The organism is Serinibacter arcticus (assembly GCF_004786095.1).
In the GTDB taxonomy this organism is placed as follows: domain Bacteria; phylum Actinomycetota; class Actinomycetes; order Actinomycetales; family Beutenbergiaceae; genus Litorihabitans; species Litorihabitans arcticus.
This window is the reverse complement of the sequence record NZ_RHPJ01000011.1, coordinates 1-424: the sequence shown is the minus strand read 5'-3', so window position 1 is coordinate 424 and position 424 is coordinate 1. Positions and strand designations below refer to the sequence as shown.

The 424-nt window shown below is 70.5% G+C and carries 1 riboswitch.

From position 1 onward, the window contains the following. Positions 1-198: 198 nt before the first annotated feature. Positions 199-299, top strand: a riboswitch (SAM riboswitch). Positions 300-424 lie beyond the last annotated feature (125 nt).

Below are 424 nucleotides of genomic sequence, written 5' to 3'. Positions count from 1 at the left end.
ATGCCCCCGATGTGATCCGCAGTCGGTCCACCGGTGCTTGTAGCACCGGTGGATCGGCCGTCTCCCCTCGCTGGGACCGGCCGGCAACGCCCCGCTTCTGATCAGGGAAGCGGGGCGTTGTGCTGCCCGGAGGCATCCACGATGCGGACGCACGCCCCGAGGCGTGGACGCCCGCGTGCGGACCGGGCTACGCTCGCAGAACCATCCAGAGCGGCCGAGAGACCTGGCTCGTCGACGCCGCAGCAACCCCCAACGGAAGCCTCCCGCGGGAAGGGTGCTCACGCCAGGACCGATGGAGACACCGATGCGGGCACTTGATCCCTGGCGGCGCTCGGTCCGAGGGAGGCAGCGGTCATGACCACGTCCGACCTCTACCGCCCGCCGCGACCGACGATCAGCTACGAGCTCTACCCTCCGCGCACCC